This window comes from Pedobacter sp. 01T416_2, from assembly GCF_056398925.1.
In genome coordinates this window covers 1-18,326 of the sequence record NZ_JBFTQI010000021.1, presented here as the reverse complement: position 1 = coordinate 18,326, position 18,326 = coordinate 1, and the positions used below count along the sequence as shown (strand labels likewise).

17 protein-coding genes are annotated in these 18,326 nt (G+C 38.4%); all 17 read left to right on the top strand.

Annotation, left to right across the window (positions count from 1 at the left end):
* A partial coding sequence (locus tag AC1DPQ_RS02025) for a TonB-dependent receptor domain-containing protein (protein WP_477607706.1) occupies positions 1 to 726 on the top strand: 726 nt, incomplete at its 5' end.
* 47 nt (positions 727 to 773) lie between these two features.
* Entirely contained in the window at positions 774 to 1,679 is a 906-nt protein-coding gene (locus AC1DPQ_RS02020; RefSeq protein ID WP_477607704.1) for a TIM barrel protein, read from the top strand.
* Positions 1,680 to 1,958: 279 nt separating this feature from the next.
* A complete protein-coding gene (locus tag AC1DPQ_RS02015) occupies positions 1,959 to 2,543 on the top strand; it encodes a gluconate 2-dehydrogenase subunit 3 family protein (RefSeq protein ID WP_029274024.1) in 585 nt (194 codons plus the stop codon).
* Positions 2,544 to 2,567: 24 nt separating this feature from the next.
* Positions 2,568 to 4,268, top strand: coding sequence for a GMC oxidoreductase (locus AC1DPQ_RS02010; protein ID WP_477580784.1), 1,701 nt, complete (start codon positions 2,568 to 2,570; stop codon positions 4,266 to 4,268).
* Between the two features lie 80 nt (positions 4,269 to 4,348).
* On the top strand, positions 4,349 to 5,506 hold the full coding sequence (locus AC1DPQ_RS02005) for a Gfo/Idh/MocA family protein (RefSeq protein WP_230149676.1): 1,158 nt from the start codon (positions 4,349 to 4,351) through the stop codon (positions 5,504 to 5,506).
* A 9-nt stretch (positions 5,507 to 5,515) separates the two neighbouring features.
* Complete coding sequence (locus tag AC1DPQ_RS02000) at positions 5,516 to 6,568, top strand: sugar phosphate isomerase/epimerase family protein (protein ID WP_029274021.1); 1,053 nt, start codon at positions 5,516 to 5,518, stop codon at positions 6,566 to 6,568.
* Between the two features lie 108 nt (positions 6,569 to 6,676).
* On the top strand, positions 6,677 to 7,063 hold the full coding sequence (locus AC1DPQ_RS01995) for a c-type cytochrome (RefSeq protein WP_477607703.1): 387 nt from the start codon (positions 6,677 to 6,679) through the stop codon (positions 7,061 to 7,063).
* Positions 7,064 to 7,093: 30 nt separating this feature from the next.
* Complete coding sequence (locus tag AC1DPQ_RS01990) at positions 7,094 to 8,551, top strand: Gfo/Idh/MocA family protein (protein WP_477580779.1); 1,458 nt, start codon at positions 7,094 to 7,096, stop codon at positions 8,549 to 8,551.
* 60 nt (positions 8,552 to 8,611) lie between these two features.
* Positions 8,612 to 9,292, top strand: coding sequence for a 3-keto-disaccharide hydrolase (locus AC1DPQ_RS01985; RefSeq protein ID WP_477580777.1), 681 nt, complete (start codon positions 8,612 to 8,614; stop codon positions 9,290 to 9,292).
* A 155-nt stretch (positions 9,293 to 9,447) separates the two neighbouring features.
* Positions 9,448 to 10,689, top strand: a complete 1,242-nt coding sequence (locus AC1DPQ_RS01980) for a nucleoside permease (RefSeq protein WP_477580775.1) — start codon at positions 9,448 to 9,450, stop codon at positions 10,687 to 10,689.
* Position 10,690: 1 nt separating this feature from the next.
* The gene (locus tag AC1DPQ_RS01975) at positions 10,691 to 11,581 is read left to right on the top strand and encodes a hydroxypyruvate isomerase family protein (RefSeq protein ID WP_477580773.1); all 891 of its coding nucleotides are present in this window, start codon (positions 10,691 to 10,693) and stop codon (positions 11,579 to 11,581) included.
* A 10-nt stretch (positions 11,582 to 11,591) separates the two neighbouring features.
* On the top strand, positions 11,592 to 12,467 hold the full coding sequence (locus AC1DPQ_RS01970) for a sugar phosphate isomerase/epimerase family protein (protein WP_215131348.1): 876 nt from the start codon (positions 11,592 to 11,594) through the stop codon (positions 12,465 to 12,467).
* 9 nt (positions 12,468 to 12,476) lie between these two features.
* On the top strand, positions 12,477 to 13,346 hold the full coding sequence (locus AC1DPQ_RS01965) for a TIM barrel protein (protein WP_477580769.1): 870 nt from the start codon (positions 12,477 to 12,479) through the stop codon (positions 13,344 to 13,346).
* Between the two features lie 360 nt (positions 13,347 to 13,706).
* Positions 13,707 to 14,696 (top strand): aspartate-semialdehyde dehydrogenase, encoded by a 990-nt coding sequence (locus AC1DPQ_RS01960; RefSeq protein WP_029274013.1) that lies wholly within the window; start codon positions 13,707 to 13,709, stop codon positions 14,694 to 14,696.
* A 67-nt stretch (positions 14,697 to 14,763) separates the two neighbouring features.
* Positions 14,764 to 15,366 (top strand): CDP-alcohol phosphatidyltransferase family protein, encoded by a 603-nt coding sequence (locus tag AC1DPQ_RS01955; RefSeq protein ID WP_477580766.1) that lies wholly within the window; start codon positions 14,764 to 14,766, stop codon positions 15,364 to 15,366.
* A 143-nt stretch (positions 15,367 to 15,509) separates the two neighbouring features.
* Complete coding sequence (locus AC1DPQ_RS01950) at positions 15,510 to 16,634, top strand: ATP-binding protein (RefSeq protein ID WP_477607700.1); 1,125 nt, start codon at positions 15,510 to 15,512, stop codon at positions 16,632 to 16,634.
* Between the two features lie 17 nt (positions 16,635 to 16,651).
* Entirely contained in the window at positions 16,652 to 18,058 is a 1,407-nt protein-coding gene (gene dacB, locus AC1DPQ_RS01945; protein WP_477607698.1) for a D-alanyl-D-alanine carboxypeptidase/D-alanyl-D-alanine endopeptidase, read from the top strand.
* The last annotated feature ends 268 nt before the right edge of the window (positions 18,059 to 18,326 follow it).

The window sequence follows — 18,326 nt, the reverse complement described above, 5'->3', positions numbered from 1 at the left end:
GGCGACTATAATGCATCAGCCTATAACCCTGTAAACATTAAAAAACGCCCGGTTTATTTGGGCGAAGTGGGTTTTAAATACGCTAAAAATAACTTGGCCATTTTCGCATCTGGAAGTTATTCGGCAATTAAAAACACGTCATTAACCATTAATGTTCCAACAGTTGCTTCAGGTTTACAGGCATTGGTGGCATTTGGTTCTACACGTACCTGGAGTGCCGAGTATGAGGTTTCTTACAAAATTGCTAAACCACTAAGCTTACGTTTAACCGGAACATTGCAGGATTCTAAATACACCGATTACGAAGCAAACACGAGTAACAACGCCGCTGTTGCAGCCGAATTCGGCAATCGGATCTATAGCTTCACCGGCAAAAGGACCGAACGTGTTCCTGTACTCAACACCGAACTTGGCGCCAATTACGACTACAAAAACTTTAACCTATATGTAGCAGCAAATTACGTAGGTAGCCGCTTCACCTCTCCTAGCGATAGCTATAAACTACCTGCTTATGTAGTAATGAAAGCTGGGGCAGGATATAATTTTACTAAAAAGATTTCGATAAGATTTTGGGCAGACAACTTGTTAAATGCAAAAGTGCTGACAGAGGGCGATGTTCGAGGAGATCAGTTCAGAGATTTCTCAACCATAACCCCTGGCACATTAATGATTGGCAGAACATTACTTCAACGTACCTTCTGGGGATCATTAGCTTATTCATTCTAACAAATAAAACCGGAGTTTACGCTCCGGTTTTTTAATTCTAAAACATCATGACAACAAGAAGATCATTTTTACAAAAGGTAAGCCTTGCTGGTGCAGCAGCTTTTTTAAGTCCATCATTAGTTACAACAGCGTTAGCTGAGTCTGCTAAAGTTTCAAAAATCGGAATCGGACTTTTCACTTTAAGGGAGCAGTTAACTGCAGATGTAAAAGCGACCATAGAACAGGTAGCTAAAATCGGTTATAGCCAGGTAGAAACCTATTACGGTTATCCTGGCAAATACGAAGTGAAAGGTTTTTGGGGTTTGGAAGCAAAAGACTTTAATACCTTATTAAAAGCAAATGGCCTCACCTCTCCCAGCGGCCATTATAATGTAACTGAGTTTTTATCCTCAGGCGACGATAAAGTGCTAAAATCGCACATCGAAACCGCAGCCACCGTTGACCAGAAATATTTCGTTATCCCAGCTTTGCCTACCGATATCAGGGCCAATGGAACATTAGATGATTACAAGCGCATGGCCTCAAAATTTAACCAAGCGGCCGAGCTTTRCCAAAAGTCAGGATTGAAATTAGCTTATCACAACCATAACTTCGAATTTAAAGATCAGGGCAACGGGGCTACAGGCTACGCAATCCTGCTCGCTGAGACCGATGCCGAACTGGTTGGTTTTGAACTCGATATCTTTTGGGCGGTAAATGCAGGTTTAAATCCTGTTGATATGTTCAAGAAAAATCCAGGCCGTTATAAAATGTTCCATGTTAAGGATATGGATAAAACAGACAAAGCAGTTTTCGTGGAAGTGGGGTCTGGCAGGATCGATTTCAAGCGCATTTTTGCTGCTTCTAAATTGGCTGGAGTAGATTATATTTTTACAGAACAGGACATCATCAGGAAAGCACCTTATGAGAGTATAGCCGAAAGCTATAACTACATCAAAAAAAATCTACTTTAAGCAGATTTTCTCCTTAAAAAATCGGTGTTTTAAGATTTATTAGTAAATAATATTTTTACCAATACTAAATGTACTTTTTACACCAAGTAAAATCGACATAAAAACACAGTCTAAACCACAATAGAGCGGCAAAAAATCATTTATTTAGAACAATTCTATTCAGTAACAATCACATTGCATACCGATAATTTAACTTAAAAAAGTTATTCTTTCCGTTATATTTTTTCTAATATTACTAATTCAACACATAAGTAACCAATATATAAAATCATAAAGACGATGCACAGAAGAGAAGCACTCAAGAACGTTGCATTTTTGCTGGGTGGAGCAATCTCAGCAAGTACAATGGGCGTTTTATTTGAAAGTTTTACGCTACCGGAAAACGAAAAGAACTTTGTCCTCTATTCACTGGAAGACGAAAAAATTTTTGCTGAATTCGCTGATATTATTGTTCCCACTACCAAATCATCTGCTGGCGCCAAGGCTGCAGGTTTAGGGAAGTTTATCCCGATGATGATGAAAGATTGTTACCCTGCCACTATGCAAACCTCATTTGCGCAAGGGTTTAAAGATCTTCAGGCTAAATCAATGAAAGATTTTGGTAAAAGTTATATCACTTTAACACCAGCCGATCGTAAAAAACTAATGATTGATTTAAGGGCAATCGCGCTTGCCCAAAAAGCGAGCAAATCAGAAGAGAATAAAGATTTAGCTTACTTTTTTATTACCGCAAGAGATTTAACCTTACTTGGTTATTATTCTTCAGAAATTGGTTGTACCAAAGCACGCGAATATGTGCTTATTCCAGGCCGGTATGATGGCAATGCGCCATTAAAACCAGGTCAAAAATCTTGGGCAACCTAATTTCTAAAACAACAACAAAACATCATGAATTTAAATACAAATTTAAAAGCAGAAAATACTTACGATGCTATTGTTATAGGATCGGGAATTAGCGGTGGCTGGGCTGCCAAAGAACTTACAGAAAAGGGCTTACGCGTGTTGATGCTCGAAAGAGGAATGAACATTGAGCACATTACCGGTTACGAAACGGCAATGAAAAATCCATGGGATTTTAAACATGCCGGAAAACTTACCGAAGAGCAAAAACGTACTCACCCGGTACAAAAAAGAGATTATCCTTACCAGGAAGCAAATGAAAAATGGTGGGTAAACGATTTAGAGTGTCCATATACGGAAGATAAACGTTTCGATTGGTACCGTGGTTTCCACGTTGGAGGAAAATCGTTAATGTGGGGCCGCCAGAGTTATAGATTTAGTGATCATAATTTTGAAGACAATGCAAAAGATGGACACGGAGCCGATTGGCCTGTTCGTTATGCAGAACTTTCGCCATGGTACGATTATGCAGAACGTTTTGCGGGGATCAGTGGTTCAAAAGAAAACTGGTCTACCTGCCCTGACGGACAGTTTTTACCGCCAATGGATTTAAATATTGTAGAAAAATCCGTTAAAGCACGTATCGAAGAGCATTATAAAAGAGAACGGATTATGATGATTGGCCGTGTTGCCAATCTAACTGTGCCACATAAAGGCCGTGGCAATTGCCAGTACAGAAATTTATGTAGCCGGGGCTGTCCGTTTGGCGCTTATTTCAGTACACAATCTTCTACACTGCCTGCAGCTATGGCAACTAAACGTTTAACGTTAAGACCATACTCTATCGTAAATCATATTATTTATGATAAAGACACTAAAAAAGCCAAAGGTGTAATGGTTATTGATGCAGAAACCAACAAAACGATGGAATTTTATGCTAAAATCGTTTTTGTAAATGGTTCTACGCTAGGTTCAACCTTTGTTTTATTAAACTCTACATCAGAAGCACACCCAAATGGATTGGGTAATGGAAGTGGTCAGTTAGGACACAATTTAATGGATCACCATTTCCGTTGCGGAGCATCTGGAGAGGCCGAAGGTTTTGATGACAAATACACTTATGGGCGCCGTGCAAACGGAATCTATGTGCCTAGGTATCAGAATATCGGCAACGATAAACGCGATTATCTGCGTGGTTTCGGTTACCAGGGCGGTGCAAGCAGATCAAATTGGCAAGATGATGTTGCTGAATTGTCTTTCGGAGCAGATTTAAAACAAAAAATGACCACTCCAGGCAAATGGTCTATGGGCTTGGGCGGTTTTGGAGAGATGTTACCTTATTACGAAAACAAGGTATACATCGATAAAACCAAAAAAGATAAATGGGGACAACCCGTACTGGCTATCGATTGCGAGTACAAAGAGAACGAGAAAAAAATGCGTGTGGATATGATGAATGATGCCGCCGAAATGTTAGAAAAGGCTGGTATGAAAAACATTAAAACATTCGATAATGGCTGTTATCCAGGTATGGCGATCCACGAAATGGGTACTGCAAGAATGGGTAATGATCCCAAAACTTCTGTACTGAATAAATGGAACCAGATGCACGAAGTAAATAATGTTTTTGTAACTGATGGGTCTTGTATGCCATCAATCGCTTGCCAAAACCCATCGTTAACATTTATGGCTTTAACTGCCCGTGCCTGCGATTACGCTGTAAAAGAATTAAAGAAAAAGAACATCTAGACAAGGTAAAAGGCGTAAGGTTTAAGGTAAAGGGAAATTGCCCTAAGCCTTACACCTTACGCCTCACACCTTTTATAAAAATGAAAAGAAAATTAAGAATGGGCATGATAGGCGGTGGAAAAGACGCTTTTATCGGTGCCGTACACCGTTTGGCTGCCAATATGGATGGCCTTATTGAATTATCTGCCGGAGCTTTAAGTGTAAATCCTGAAATTGGATACGAATCTGGAAAACTACTTTTTCTTCCGGATAACAGAATCTACACCAATTACGAAGAAATGCTGACGAAGGAAAGTGAGTTGCCAGCAGATGAAAGAATTGACTTTGTAACCATCGTTACCCCTAACTTTGCTCACTTTGCTCCTGCAATGATGGCTTTGGATAAGGGTTTTAACGTGGTGATTGAAAAACCAATGACTTTAACTTTGGAAGAAGCAAAGCAGCTAAAAGCCAAAGTAGAAGAAACTGGCTTAACACTATGCTTAACGCATACCTACTCTGGTTACCCAATGGTTAAACAGGCCAAACAAATGGTTAGCGAAGGTGCTTTAGGCGCAATCAGAAAAATCATGGTCGAATACCCTCAAGGCTGGTTAAGCACCTTATCAGAACGCGAAGGAAATGCACAGGCAGCCTGGCGCACTGATCCATCTAAAACCGGAAAAAGCGGTAGTATGGGCGATATCGGTACACATGCCGCTCATTTAGCAGAGTATATTTCTGGTTTAAAAATTACTAAAATCTGTGCTGATTTAAGCATTGTTGTTCCAGGTAGAGCTATTGATGACGATGGAAACGTATTATTAAAATTCGATAATGGTGCCAATGGTGTTCTTGTAGCTTCGCAAATTGCTGCCGGAGAAGAAAATGCATTGAAGATTAAAGTATATGGCGAAAAAGGTGGCATGGAATGGCACCAGATGGAGCCGAACACCTTAATTGTAAAATGGTTAAATGCTCCTGCTCAAATTTACAGAACAGGCAACGGTTATATGGGCAGTTTCGCACAGCACAATACCCGAACTCCTGGTGGTCACCCAGAAGGTTACTTAGAAGCATTTGCCAATATTTATAAAAACTTTGCATTAACAGTAGATGCGAAGTTGAACAACGAGCAGCCTACTGCTGCAATGTTAGACTTTCCAAGTACTGAAGATGGAATTAGAGGAATGGCATTTATCGAAAATGTAGTGGCTTCTAGCCAATCAGACCAAAAGTGGTTAGATTATAAATTATAACAAGCGAGCATGACAACGATAAAAGGACCAGCAGTATTTTTAGCACAATTTATAAGCGATGAGGCCCCATTTAACTCCCTAGACAGTATTTGTAAATGGGCAGCAGGTTTAGGTTTTAAAGGTATTCAGATGCCAACCTTAGATACAAGATTTATCGATCTTCAAAAAGCTGCTGAAAGCAAAACCTATGCAGATGAACTGAAAGGAAAAATAGCTTCTTATGGCCTAGAAATTACTGAACTTTCTACACACTTACAAGGTCAATTGGTTGCGGTACACCCTGCTTACGATGACCTGTTTGATGCTTTTGCACCAAAAGAAGTACACAAAAATCCAAAAGCAAGAACAGAATGGGCGGTGCAGCAAATGAAATATGCAGCTAAAGCTTCTCAAAACTTAGGTTTAAATGCACATGCTACATTTAGTGGTTCATTATTGTGGCAATATTTCCATCCCTGGCCACAGCGCCCGGCAGGATTGGTTGAAGAAGGTTTTGCAGAATTGGCAAAACGCTGGACACCAATTTTAAACGAATTCGACCAATGTGGCGTCGATGTTTGCTACGAAATACACCCAGGAGAAGATTTATTTGATGGCGAAACCTACGAAATGTTCCTCGCTGCAGTAAATAATCACCCTCGGGCATGCTTATTGTATGATCCATCTCACTTTGTGTTGCAACAATTGGATTACATTCAATACATCGATTTTTACCACGAACGCATAAAAGCGTTCCACGTTAAAGATGCAGAATTTAACCCTACAGGCAAACAAGGCACTTTTGGTGGATACCAGAGTTGGGCAAACCGAGCCGGTCGTTACCGCTCACCAGGTGATGGTCAGGTTGATTTTAAAACCATTTTTAGTAAATTGGCGCAATATGATTTTAAAGGTTGGGCCGTTATGGAATGGGAGTGCTGTATCAAAAACCAGCAAGATGGTGCCCGCGAAGGCGCAGAATTTATTAAAAAGAACATCATTAACGTAACCGATAAAGCATTTGACGATTTTGCAGCATCGGGTAGTGATAGCGCTTTCAATAAAAAAATATTAGGATTATAAGATTAACAAAACACAAAACACACACAGAATGAAAACCTGCATAAGCAACAACGAATAAATATTACCGCTTATGCAAGCTTGAATGCAATTAAAAACAACACAACACACATGAAAAAAACATTTTTAATTTTAGGCGCTGTAGTCATTTTTATGGCGTCGTTTTCAAAAGCCGATTTAACGAAGGAGAAAACTGTGGTTGCGACAGCAACATTAACCAATCATGCTGCTTTGCAGTCAAACCCAGGTGAAAAACTGATCAACAAATCTGATTGCCTTGGTTGCCATAACAAGACCAACAAAATTATTGGCCCTGCATACGTAGAAGTTGCAAAAAAATATCCGGCTACTGAGAAAAATATCAACATGTTAGCTGATAAGATTATTAAAGGTGGAACGGGAGTTTGGGGCAATATGCCAATGACCGCTCATGCTACACTTAAAAAAGACGATGCAAAATTAATGGTAAAGTATATCTTATCCTTAAAGAAAAAATAATCGACCCAGTTAGCAAATCGATTTACTTATATGAAAACAGAGCAAGAAAATAAAAACACGAGTAACCGCCGTGATTTTATTAAGACCACAGCTATTGCCGCTGCTGCGTTTATGATCGTGCCCCGCCATGTTTTAGGTGGCCCCGGTTATCTGGCACCAAGCGATCGTTTATTGGTTGCCGGTATTGGTGTTGGCGGAAAAGGCCAAAGCGATTTAAGCATGTTTTACAAAAGCGGAAAAGCAGACATTGCTTTTTTATGTGATGTAGACGATCGCCGTGCAGCAAATAGTGTTAAAGCTTTCCCTAAAGCAAAATACTATAAAGATTGGCGCGAAATGTTAGATAAAGAACATAAAAATTTCGACGCTGTATCTGTTTCTACTCCTGATCATAATCATGCTATCCAGGCTTTAGCAGCTATGCAATTGGGCAAACACGTTTATGTGCAGAAACCTTTAACACATGATATTTATGAGGCTCGGATTCTAACCGCTGCTGCAAAAAAATATAAAGTGGTAACCCAAATGGGAAATCAAGGTGCATCAAACGATGGTCCGCGCCAAATGAAAGAATGGTACGAAGCTGGTTTAATTGGCGATGTACATACAGTTTACGCGTGGACTGATAGACCGGTTTGGCCGCAAGGCATTCCTCGCCCTACAAAAAAAGCCGAAATCCCCGCCGAATTGGATTGGAATTTATGGCTAGGTACTGCGCCTGAAAAAGATTATATTGACAAATTGGTTCCTTTTAACTGGCGTGGCTGGTGGGATTATGGCACTGGTGCCTTGGGCGATATGGGTTGTCACTTAATCGAAGCTCCATTTAGCGTATTAAACTTAAAATACGCAAAAGAAGTTCAGGCCAGTGTAGGTTCTGTTTATGTAGATGAATTTAAACGTGGTTATTTCCCTGAAAGCTGCCCTCCATCAAGCCATGTTACCTTGAAATTCCCGAAAACAGATAAAACAAAAGGTGATGTTACCTTACACTGGATGGATGGTGGTATCCAACCAGAACGCCCTGAAGAATTAGAAGCAAACGAAACTTTTGGCGATGGTGGTAATGGTACCTTGTTTATCGGAACTAAAGGTAAAATGATGTCTGAAACGTATAGTGCCAATCCGAAATTATTGCCTTTAAGTAAAAACAAAGACATTAAAGTTGCACCAAAATACGCTCGCGTACCAGATGGTGCAAACGGGCACTATAAACAATGGGTTGAAGCTGCAATTGCAGGTTATGGCAAGCAGGAAGTAAGTTCTCCTTTCGAAATTGCAGGTCCATTAACTGAAGCTTTACTGATGGCAAATTTGGCAATCAGAAGTTTTGATATCCAAAAAACGGTAAACGGCAAAACTACTTACCCAGGCCGGTACACTAAAATGCTTTGGGATAACGACAATATGAAAGTCACCAATTTTGACGAAGCAAACCAGTTTGTAAAACGCGAATACCGCAAAGGCTGGAACAATTTAACGCTTTAATAAAAACACATCTACAAACCTCGCAGGTTTTAAAAACCTGCGAGGTTTAAATTCAAAAAAATGAAAAAAATCTTTCTTTCTGCTTGCATTTTGTTAAGCTTAACACAAATATCAAAGGCCCAAAAGGGCTTTAAGCCACTTTTTGATGGTAAAACAACAACAGGCTGGCATACTTACAACAAAACTACGGTTGGTAGCGCCTGGCAGGTTCAGGATGGTGCCCTTCATTTAGATTTAGCTACTAAAGGTAAAGACGGTGGCGGCGATTTGGTTACTGATAAGGAATACGGCGATTTCCATTTAAAATATGAATGGAAAGTGGCTCCAAAAGCAAATAGCGGTTTAATTTTTTATGTTCACGAAGAACCTAAATACCATGCTACCTATTCTACAGGTTTAGAAATGCAGGTTATTGATAATGATGGCCACCCAGATGGAAAAATCACTAAACACCGTGCCGGCGATTTGTACGATCTGGTAAAAAGTTCATCAGAGCCAGTTAAAGCTGTTGGCGAATGGAATAAAGCAGAAATCATCAGTAAAAAGGGCAAATTAACACTAATTTTAAACGGTGTTGAAGTAGTAAAAACCACGCTTTGGGATGATAACTGGAAAAAAATTGTTGCGGGCAGCAAATTTGCAACATGGGAAAACTGGGGAACTTTTAAAACAGGCAAAATTGCCTTACAAGATCACGGAGATGAGGTTTGGTACAAAAACATCTCTATTAAAGAACTATAATTGAGGTTTAAGGCGTAAGGTAGAAGCTGAAGGTTTCTTGTCTTTCGCTTAAACCAGACATTTGAGTTAGAAAGCGGGAAAGCATAAAGTTTATCCGCTTTCGCATTAACCTTACACCCTATACCTTTAACCTTAAACAACCTTATATAAGCCAAATGAATAGCACTACTCGCTTTAAACTCTCTGCCATGATGTTCCTGGAATTTTTTATCTGGGGCGCCTGGTTTGTAACACTTGGAACTTTCTTAGGAAACAACCTTAAAGCCACGGGCTCAGAAACCGGAGCTGTATTTTCAACCCAATCATGGGGCGCTATCATTGCTCCTTTTATTGTAGGTTTAATTGCCGACAGATATTTTAATGCTGAGCGCATTTTAGGTGTGCTGCACATTGTCGGAGCACTATTGATGTACCAAATGTATAATGCTACAGATGTAAGCATATTTTATCCTTACGTGTTGGGCTACATGATTCTTTTTATGCCAACACTGGCTTTGGTAAACTCAGTTTCTTTCAATCAAATGAAAGATCCGGAGAAAGAGTTTTCATCAATCCGCATATGGGGTACCTTAGGCTGGATTGCTGCAGGTTTATTAATCAGTTATTTCTTCCATTGGGATTCAAAAGAAGGTACAGAAGCTGGCTTATTGAAAAATACTTTCTTAATGGCTGGTATAGTGTCTTTAGTTTTAGGTTTATTCAGCTTTACCTTACCAAAGACCCCACCTAAGGTATCTTCAGACGAAAAAATTACCGTTTCTGATGTATTAGGTCTGGATGCTTTAAAACTTTTGAAAGACAGAAACTTCTTGATTTTCTTTATTTCATCTATTTTGATCTGTATCCCTCTGGCTTTTTACTACCAAAATGCAAATCCATTCCTTTCCAATATCGGTATGGATAACCCTACGGGAAAAATGACGATTGGTCAGGCTTCAGAAGTTATTTTCTTATTATTTATCCCAATATTCTTTAAAAGATTCGGTTTTAAAATGACCATCTTGGTGGGCATGCTGGCTTGGGCAGTACGTTATGCATTATTTGCTTACGGAAATGCAGGCGAACTGAGTTTTATGCTAATTTTAGGAATTGCATTACACGGTGTTTGCTACGATTTCTTTTTCGTTTCAGGACAGATTTATACCAACTCTAAAGCCGGCGAGCGTTTTAAAAGCTCAGCCCAAGGCTTAATTACCTTAGCTACTTACGGCGTAGGTATGTTAATTGGATTTGCCGTAGCAGGTAAAATTTCTGATGCCTACAAAGCAGCAGATGGCGTAATGGACTGGAAAATGATCTGGATTATCCCAGCAGGAATTGCATTAGTGGTATTTTTATTATTTGCATTGGTTTTCAACGATAAATCCAAGGCTGAAATAGAACCTAAAACTGTTTAATATGGCGTCGAACGTAAATAGAAGAAATGCTTTAAAGAACATCATCGCAGGAACTGCTGCGATTGGTGTTTCTTCAGGATTTTCAGCATTAGCAATGGATAAATCAGAATCAGATCAGCCATTAAGGCTAAAAGGAAATATCAATCATGCCGTTTGCCGTTGGTGTTTTAGCGGTTTAGATGTAGAAACGCTTTGTGTTGAAGCTAAAAAGATCGGCATTAAAGGCATTGATTTAGTTGGGCCAAAAGATTGGCCGACTTTAAAGAAACATGGATTAGAATCTACCATGTGTAATGGTGCCGAAATTAATTTAACAGATGGTTTTAACGACGAAAAATTCCACGAAAAGTTAATTCAAAACTATACCGCGATGATTCCACTTGTTGCCGAAGCCGGCTACAAATACTTAATCTGCTTTAGTGGAAGCCGCCGTGGTAAAGATGATGAAACAGGTTGGAACAACTGCGTGAAAGGATTAAAACAGTTAATGCCCTTGGCAGAAAAACACAATGTGGTACTTGTAATGGAGTTGCTAAATAGCAAAATTAACCATAAAGATTACCAGTGCGATAGAACTTCATGGGGCGCTGAACTTTGCAAACGTTTAGGATCTGAAAACTTCAAATTGTTATACGATATCTACCACATGCAAATTGATGAAGGTGATGTAATTAGAAACATCAGAGAATATCATCAATACATCGCCCACTATCACACCGCTGGTGTTCCGGGTAGAAATGAGATAGACGATACACAGGAATTATATTATCCTGCCATCATGAAAGCCATTGCCGAAACTGGCTTTAAAGGTTTCGTTGCACAAGAATTTATACCTAAAAATGCAGATAAAATAGCCTCTCTAAAAAAGGCAGTTTCTATTTGCGACATCTAAAAATATACCTATGTTATCAAGAAGAAGTTTTATTTTAAACAGTAGTATGGCTGCAGCTGCAGCACTTTTGGTTCCATCATTTGCTTGTGTGGCTTCCGATAAAAAATCAGTTGGTCTGCAGTTATATTCTTTAAGAGATGAACTTCCGAAAGATGTAAAAGGCACCATAGCTAAAGTGGCAAAAGCAGGCTTTAAAGAGGTAGAAACCTACGGTTTTTCGATAAAGGATCAATTTTGGGGCTTAACACCAGCCGAATTCAAAAAATTGCTTGATGATAACGGATTAACTGCACCAAGCGGTCACTACGGTTTAGGCAGCTATTTAACCGATGGAAACACTGAAGAATTAAAAGCAGCAATTGCTGCTGCCAAAGTGCTTGGAAGCGAATATGTAACCATTCCCTGGTTAGATGAAAGCATTAGAAAAAGTGCCGACGACTACAAAAAAATTGCGGTTAAAATTAACGAAGCCGGAAAATTGGCCAAAGAAGCGGGTATCAGGTTAGCTTACCACAACCATAATTTCGAATTCGAGAAACAAGGTGATACCACTGGTTACGAAATCCTGCTAAAAGGAACTGATAAAAACCTTGTTGATTTTGAACTTGATTTATATTGGGTAGTTCGTTCAGGAAACGATCCGATCAAACTATTTAAAGAAAATCCAGGCCGTTTTACCATGTGGCATGTTAAAGATATGGATAAAGCAAATCCAGCGTTAAATGCTGAAGTAGGAACAGGTTCTATCAACTTCAAACCTATTTTTGCTGATGCCAAACTTTCGGGCATGAAACACTTCTTTATAGAACACGAAACCAATTACAAGCCAAACCCAATGGAATCTGTTGCAGCGAGCTGTGCATACATTAAAAAAGAAATTATTTAAATTTAAGAGATGAATTCAAGAAGAACATTCTTAAAACAGGCAGGATTAGCTGCCGGAGCGGTATTATTAATTCCGTCGTTTGCCTTTGATAAAGTAAATAAAAATATTGGCTTACAACTATACTCTTTACGTAATGAGCTGCCAAAAGATGTAAAAGGCATTATCGAAAAAGTGGCACAAGCCGGATACAAAGAAGTAGAAACCTATGGTTTTTCTAATGGAAAATTTTGGGGCTTAACCCCAAAAGAATTTAAAGCATTATTAAATGCAAACGGTTTAAAAGCACCAAGCGGACATTACGGAATGGATGAATTTTCAAAAACCGGAAAAACCGATAAGTTAAAAGCCGATATCGAATCTTCAGCAGCAATTGGTGGTAAATACTTTACCATTGCTGGTGCACACGTAGATATGAGCAAAGGAGTAGATGGCTTTAAGAAAACCGCTGATGATTTTAATAAGGTTGCCGAAATTGCAAAAGCATCTGGTTTAAAATTCGCCTACCACAACCACGATTTCGAATTTAAAAAATTAGGTGATACTACCGGTTACGATGTTTACTTAAGCGAAACCGATAAAAATCTGGTAAATTTCGAAATGGATTTATACTGGGTGGTACGCTCAGGTAACGATCCGTTAGCTTTGTTCAAAAAATATCCAGGCCGTTTCCCAATGTGGCATGTTAAAGATATGGACAAAGCCAAACCTGAATGGAATACCGAGGTAGGTAAAGGTTCTATTGATTTTAAAAGCATTTTTGCTCAGGCAAAACTTTCAGGCATGCAACATTTCTTTGTAGAGCACGAAACCAATTACCAACCTGATCCAGTTGGTTCGATCAAAACAAGCTGTGATTATATCAAAGCCAATTTGATTTAAAACTTATCCAAACCTCGCAGGTTTCGAAAACCTGCGAGGTTTAAATCTCTCCGATCGTCATGCTGAATTTAGTTCAGCATCTTTCTTATGAAACAGACCCTGAAATAAATTCAGGGTGACGCCTCATACTAGTTGTAGTGCTCTCTACAACCTAAGGTTATCATATACCTTCTCATTTAATACCCATCAAGTACAACTAAATCGAATTATGCCTAATCTTTTTAACCTTATTTTCTACTGAAAAAGTAAGATTTTAAATATTAAAAGCAAATTTAATTGGTAACAATGGGGATATAAGCTTAATTTTTAGCATATTTGGGCTTATATCAAATGTTTAATAATATATAATTAAAATTTAAAATGAAAGTAGCAGTAGTAGGTGCCACCGGATTGGTAGGCACTGTCATGTTAAAAGTATTGGAGGAAAGAAATTTCCCTTTAACAGAGTTGATTCCCGTAGCATCAGAAAAGAGTGTTGGCAAGGAAATTACTTTTAAGGGTAAGAAGTTCCCAATTGTTAGCATGGATACTGCAATCAGCATGAAACCAGATATCGCTTTGTTTTCAGCAGGTGGAAATACTTCGTTAGAGCATGCTCCACGTTTTAAAGAAGCCGGAACAACTGTTATCGATAACTCTTCTGCATGGAGAATGGATCCTGCAATTAAATTAATTGTACCAGAAGTTAATGCACACGAACTCTCTATCGATAACAAAATCATTGCTAACCCGAACTGTTCTACCATTCAAATGGTTGTGGTTTTAAAACCTTTGCACGATAAATACAAAATTAAACGTGTAATCGTTTCTACTTATCAATCAGTTACGGGTACAGGTGTTAAAGCCGTTGAGCAATTAATGAACGAGCGTAAAGGCATTGATGGCCCTAAAGCTTATCCATACGAAATTGATTTGAATGTTCTTCCACATATTGATGTTTTCACAGATAACGGATATACCAAAGAAGAAATGAAAATGGTTAAGGAAACGAACAAAATCATGAGCGACGATAGCATTAAAGTTACCGCTACCACAGTTCGTATCCCGGTAATGGGTGGTCACTCAGAATCGGTAAACATCGAGTTCGAAAATGACTTCGATTTAGCTGAAGTGCGAAGTATTTTAGAAAAAGCACCAGGCATAATCGTTGTTGATGATGTTGCCAACTTAAAATACCCAATGCCAAAAGATGCTCATGAAAAAGATGAAGTTTTTGTAGGCCGTATCCGTAGAGACGAATCGGCGCCTAAAGCTTTAAATCTTTGGATTGTTGCAGATAACTTGCGCAAAGGCGCGGCAACCAATGCCGTTCAGATTGCCGAATATCTAATTCAGAAAGAATTAGTTTAATTAATAACCTCAAGAGAAGTCCCCCGGTGTAAAAATCGGGGGACTTTTTTTATACCCGCTCTCCACCATGAAACATATTCCAATCGCTTTAATATATTCCAGGTTACTGATTGGTTTTATAATAATTCTATTAAGCTTTTTCCACGTCAATCATTATTCTTTTCTTGCAATCACATTATTATCGATCGGTTTATTAACAGATGTATTTGATGGAATAATAGCCAGAAAACTCAATATCTCCTCCGAAAAATTACGACGTTTAGACTCCAGTATTGATCAGGTATTTTTTATCTCGGTTGCGGTTGCTACTTATATCCAATGTCCTGATTTTTTCAAAGTCAACTTGGTAAAACTGATTGTCCTTGGTTCTTTCGAAGTTTCAACCTATGCATTAAGTTATATCAAATTCAGAAAAGAAATCGCTACCCATTCTATCGGCGCTAAAATCTGGACGTTGACTATATTTGCCACTTTGGTCGAAATTATAGTGCATTGCGAATCGGTTGTATTATTTGAAATTTGCTTTTGGCTCGGATTGGCAACCCGAATAGAAATACTTGCCATCGTTTTCACGCTAAAAAAATGGACCAACGATGTACCTACCATCTATCATGCAGTAAAGCTAAGGCAGGGAAAAGAAATTAAACGTAACAAGCTGTTTAATGGATAATTTGCTGCGACATAAAAACTAAAAAAAAGATTATAATCACTAAATTATATATAAAAAAGGGATTGTAATCACTAAATTATATATAAAAAAGAGATTACAATTAAATTTCTCATTATATTTGTTATTGAATACGATATAATGAAATGATAATTAGAAGTCTGCAAACGCACATAGAATCAAAATTTTTCAAGCAAAAAGCAATTATAGTTACCGGCGCAAGGCAGGTAGGTAAAACCACTATGTTAAAGCAATTGGTACAAAAAACAGAACTTCCCTTTGTTTTTCTTAATTGTGATGAAGCCAATGTTCGCACCGCATTAACAGACATTAGCATTGAGCGACTAAAATCAATCGTCGGTTCAAATAAATTCATTTTTATCGACGAAGCCCAACGGGTTGCGAATATCGGTTTAACATTAAAATTAATCGTAGATAATTTTACCAATGTGCAACTTTTGGTTACAGGCTCTTCATCATTAGATCTGGCTGTTGGTATAAAAGAATCGCTAACGGGAAGAAAATTTGAATATCATCTTTTTCCTTTTTCGGTAGCAGAGCTTGTTGATGATACCAATATCCTTACCGAAGAACAGGCATTGGAAAAAAGATTGATCTATGGCTCTTATCCCGATGCGATTAATTATCCAGGAGAAGAAAAAGAACTCTTAATGAATTTGGCCAATAGTTATCTTTTTAAAGATATTTTATCACTTACAGGCATCAGAAAGCCTTTGCAGCTCGAAAAATTAGTGCAGGCCTTAGCCTTGCAAATTGGTAATGAGGTTTCGTATACCGAGCTTGGCCAGATGATTGAAGCCGATAAACTAACCGTTGAGCGTTATATCGATTTATTAGAGCAATGTTTTGTTGTATTTAGGCTGGGGGCATACAGTAGTAACCTACGGAATGAAATAAAAAAGAGCAAAAAAATATATTTCTATGATACTGGGATCCGCAATGCAGTGATCGAAAACTTTAGTATGCTTGCGCTGAGGCAGGATGCTGGTCAGCTTTTTGAAAATTATATCGTTTCGGAATACATAAAAGCAAGTAATAACAAAAGAAAACATGCTAAATATCATTTCTGGCGAAGCTTTCAACAGCAGGAAATTGATTTAATAGAAGAAATTGATGGAAAAATAAATGCCATAGAGATAAAATGGAACGAGAATAAAAAAGTGAGGTTTCCATCAACGTTTTTAGATGCATATCCCACAAACGATACAAACGTTATAAACAAATCTAACTATACTAATTTTCTGATATAAAATAATCTTTGCCTTACATGAAATTTTTCAAAATATTAACCTTATTTCTTTTCTCAGGCATAGCTGCAATTGCTCAAAATCGAATTCAGAACCTCGAAAAAGCCTTCGATAATTTATTAAATGATGAGCAGGCAAAACATGCCATTGCTTCACTTTGCGTTTTAGATGCCAATACAGGTAAAACACTTTATGCCAAAAATGAGCAGATCGGCCTGGCTACGGCTTCAACCTTAAAAACCATAACTGCAGCCACGGCTTTCAGTATTTTAGGGAAGGATTTTCAATTCCAAACCACATTGGCCTATACTGGAACAATTACTACAGATGGAATATTAAAAGGAAACCTGATCATTATTGGCAGTGGCGATCCAACTTTGGGCTCCTGGCGATATCAGAACAAAGAGAATGCTGTTTTAACACAATGGGTTACTGCAGTAAAATCTGCAGGAATCAAAAAAATTGAAGGCACAATAATTGGCGACGATCGCATTTTTGGCACACAAACAACGCCTGAGGGTTGGGTTTGGCAGGATATTGGCAATTATTATGGTGCCGGGACTTCTGGCTTAGCCTGGCGCGAAAATCAATTTGATATTCATTTGAAACCTGGAAGTAGTACAGCAGATGAAGTTAAGGTAGTAAAAACAGTTCCGGCAACGCCTTATGTACAGATCATAAATGAACTAAAAACCGGAAGTCCGGGTTCTGGCGATAGAAGTTACGCTTTTCTTCCACCTTACAGTAATATTGCTTACCTCCGCGGAAGCTGGGGAATAGGCATTGCCAAAACAGGCATTTCTGTAGCCCTCCCCGACCCTGCTTTTGATTGCGCTTACCGTTTACAGGATACTTTAAAAAGATTGGGTATTTCGACTGGTCAGCAAGCCACAACGGCAAGGTTAATGACCTTGAACAATCAGGTCATTCCTTCGCTTACACAGAAAATAAGCACCATCAGTTCGCCTAATTTAAGCGAGATGGCCTACTGGTTTTTAAAGAAAAGCATCAATTTATATGGCGAGTCATTTTTAAAAACCATTGCGATAAAATCAGGCAAAGCAGGTACAACAAGTAAAGGAGCGGAAACCGAAATCAATTTCTGGGCCGATAAAGGCATTGATAAAACGGCATTAAACATTATTGATGGTAGCGGAYTTTCTCCGGGAGATAGAATAACAACTTCGGCAATGGCGGATATACTTTTCCAGATCCAGAAAGAAAACTGGTTCGCAGATTATTATAAGGCCTTACCCGAGTACAATGGTATGAAAATTAAAAGTGGAACAATAAATGATGTTTCGGCATTTGCAGGCTATCATACTGATGCTGCAGGTAATAAATATGTAATCGTTATTAACATCAATAACTATAGTGGAAGCGGGATTAACAAAAAGCTGTTCAGGGTATTAGATGAACTGAAGTAATAGAAAAACTTCGATTAAAATATATCATTTGGCCACATATACATCCGCGCAGTCACCTTGATCCAATAGCTATCGGATCAGCACGGCGATGGTAGTAGGTAAATCTTTTCATCAAATACCGATACAATTATTATTCAAATAATTTCTCCTAAATACCATCCAAGCCACAATAAAATTCAACGGAATAAGGATTAATCCGAAGCCAAACATGATAAATACATAAAAAAGGAAAAACAGACTAAAAACCCATATCAAAAATCCTTTAACC

Coding starts and splice junctions, on each gene's coding strand:
- AC1DPQ_RS02015 (WP_029274024.1), top strand. CDS start 1,959: ATGCACAGAAGAGAAGCACTCAAGAACGTTGCATTTTTGCTGGGTGGA.
- AC1DPQ_RS02010 (WP_477580784.1), top strand. CDS start 2,568: ATGAATTTAAATACAAATTTAAAAGCAGAAAATACTTACGATGCTATT.
- AC1DPQ_RS02005 (WP_230149676.1), top strand. CDS start 4,349: ATGAAAAGAAAATTAAGAATGGGCATGATAGGCGGTGGAAAAGACGCT.
- AC1DPQ_RS02000 (WP_029274021.1), top strand. CDS start 5,516: ATGACAACGATAAAAGGACCAGCAGTATTTTTAGCACAATTTATAAGC.
- AC1DPQ_RS01995 (WP_477607703.1), top strand. CDS start 6,677: ATGAAAAAAACATTTTTAATTTTAGGCGCTGTAGTCATTTTTATGGCG.
- AC1DPQ_RS01990 (WP_477580779.1), top strand. CDS start 7,094: ATGAAAACAGAGCAAGAAAATAAAAACACGAGTAACCGCCGTGATTTT.
- AC1DPQ_RS01985 (WP_477580777.1), top strand. CDS start 8,612: ATGAAAAAAATCTTTCTTTCTGCTTGCATTTTGTTAAGCTTAACACAA.
- AC1DPQ_RS01980 (WP_477580775.1), top strand. CDS start 9,448: ATGAATAGCACTACTCGCTTTAAACTCTCTGCCATGATGTTCCTGGAA.
- AC1DPQ_RS01975 (WP_477580773.1), top strand. CDS start 10,691: ATGGCGTCGAACGTAAATAGAAGAAATGCTTTAAAGAACATCATCGCA.
- AC1DPQ_RS01970 (WP_215131348.1), top strand. CDS start 11,592: ATGTTATCAAGAAGAAGTTTTATTTTAAACAGTAGTATGGCTGCAGCT.
- AC1DPQ_RS01965 (WP_477580769.1), top strand. CDS start 12,477: ATGAATTCAAGAAGAACATTCTTAAAACAGGCAGGATTAGCTGCCGGA.
- AC1DPQ_RS01960 (WP_029274013.1), top strand. CDS start 13,707: ATGAAAGTAGCAGTAGTAGGTGCCACCGGATTGGTAGGCACTGTCATG.
- AC1DPQ_RS01955 (WP_477580766.1), top strand. CDS start 14,764: ATGAAACATATTCCAATCGCTTTAATATATTCCAGGTTACTGATTGGT.
- AC1DPQ_RS01950 (WP_477607700.1), top strand. CDS start 15,510: ATGATAATTAGAAGTCTGCAAACGCACATAGAATCAAAATTTTTCAAG.